The sequence below is a fragment of the Streptomyces sp. NPDC056948 genome (assembly GCF_042674225.1).
GTDB classification, from domain to species: Bacteria; Actinomycetota; Actinomycetes; order Streptomycetales; family Streptomycetaceae; genus Streptomyces; species Streptomyces purpurascens.
In genome coordinates, this window is record NZ_JBHUQX010000784.1 from 1 (window position 1) to 1,725 (window position 1,725).

Sequence of the window (1,725 nt, forward strand, 5' to 3'; positions counted from 1 at the left end):
GCCCCGGGCGCCGCCGGCGCAGGCCCACCGGGGTGCTGGCCGGCTGGCTGTCCGTGGCCCCCGCCCTGCTGGTCATCCTCGGCTTCACGTTCTATCCCATGGTCCAGTCGATGCTGCTGAGCACCGACCGGTGGAACATGCTCGGCCCGAAGCAGTTCGTCGGCGCCGAGAACTACGCCACGATCCTCGGGCCGGGCACCTTCCGCGAGAGCCTGCTCAACACGCTGGTGTTCACCCTCCTCACCCTGGTGGGCACGTACGTCCTGGCCCTGGCCACCGCGATGGCCGCCAACCGTGAACTCGCCTCCGCCCGGATCGTGCGCACCATCACGGTCCTGCCGGCCGTCATCCCCATGGTGGTGGCGGGCCTGATCTGGAAGTGGCTCTACGAACCGGACCACGGACTGATCAACACCCTCATCGGCCTTGCCGGCGTGGACGGCGCGCGCTGGCTGTTCGACAACGACCTCGCTCTGCCGGCCGTGGCGCTGGTCAGCGTCTGGAAGGACTTCGGCATCTACGCGCTGATCCTCCTCGGCGGGCTCCAGCGCATCCCCGCCGAGCTGTACGAAGCGGCCACCATCGACCGCGCGGGGCCCTGGCGGCAGTTCCGCTCGATCACCCTGCCCATGCTCCGCCCCGCCGCGGCGGCGGTCTTCCTGCTCCTCGTCTTCAACTCCTTCAAGGTCTTCGACCAGGTGTGGGTGATGACGGAGGGCGGGCCGGGCACCTCGACGCTGACCGTCGTCACGTTCATCTACACCAAGCTGCTCACCGACGTGGGTGTCGCCTCGGCGGCCTCGGTGGTGCTGTTCGTGATCCTGCTGCTCATCACGGTGATCCGGCTGCGCCTGACCTCCCGGGAGGAGTCATGACACGTCGTCCGGCCGACGGGCTCCCCAGAGCCCTGTGGCTCTGCCTCATCAGCGTCTTCGCGGGACTGCCCGTCCTGTGGATGGTGCTGACGTCACTCCAGCCCATGGAGGAACTCCTCGGCACCAGCGCGCGGCTCGTCCCGGCCTCGGTGAGCTTCGACGCGTACCGCGAGGTCATCACGAGGTTCCCGTTCTGGGAGTGGTTCGGCAACTCGTTCCTCGTCGCGGCGGCGGTCGTCGCGGGCAACCTCGTCTTCGACACGCTCGCCGCCTACGGGCTGAGCCGGATCAAGTTCCGCGGCAGACAGGTCGTCCTCACCCTGATCCTCGCCACGCTGATGATCCCGACCCAGGTGATCCTGGTGCCGCTCTACCTGATGATGCGCGACCTCGGCTGGATCGACACCTACTGGGCGCTCATCATCCCGTTCCTCGCGAGCCCGGCCGGCATCTTCCTGCTCCGCCAGCACTTCGTCACCCTGCCGATGCAGCTGGACGAGGCCGCGGCGATGGACGGCGCCGGCCGGTTGCGCACACTCTGGAGCGTGTTGCTGCCGAGTTCATGGGCTGCGCTGGGGACGGTCGCGGTGCTCAAGTTCATGTGGACGTGGGGAGAGTTCGCCTGGCCCAGCCTGGTCACCAACAACGAGCTGATGCGGACCCTTCCGGTCGGACTGGCCCGCTTCCAGAACCAGTTCGCGCCTCGCTGGGACCTGTTGATGGCCGGGTCCGTCATGGCGGCCATCCCCGTCGTGCTGGGCTTCGTGCTCCTTCAGCGCCTCTTCGTCCGAGGGCTGACCGGCGGCGCAGTGAAGGAGTGAGTACGGAAGCGACCGACGGCGTCCCACCC

General features: G+C 68.2%; 2 protein-coding genes. Both read left to right on the top strand.

Translation table 11 applies throughout. The annotated features are described in order from the left end of the window. The coding region (locus ACFTZL_RS44690; protein WP_382596315.1) for a carbohydrate ABC transporter permease at positions 1-875 on the top strand (875 nt) is incomplete at its 5' end. Then, on the top strand, positions 872-1,696 hold the full coding sequence (locus tag ACFTZL_RS44695; protein WP_382596318.1) for a carbohydrate ABC transporter permease: 825 nt from the start codon (positions 872-874) through the stop codon (positions 1,694-1,696). The genes ACFTZL_RS44690 and ACFTZL_RS44695, both read left to right, overlap by 4 nt. Positions 1,697-1,725: the final 29 nt, after the last annotated feature.

Bases quoted from the DNA above. Each gene is read 5' to 3' on its own strand.
- ACFTZL_RS44695 (WP_382596318.1), top strand. From the start codon at position 872: ATGACACGTCGTCCGGCCGACGGGCTCCCCAGAGCCCTGTGGCTCTGC.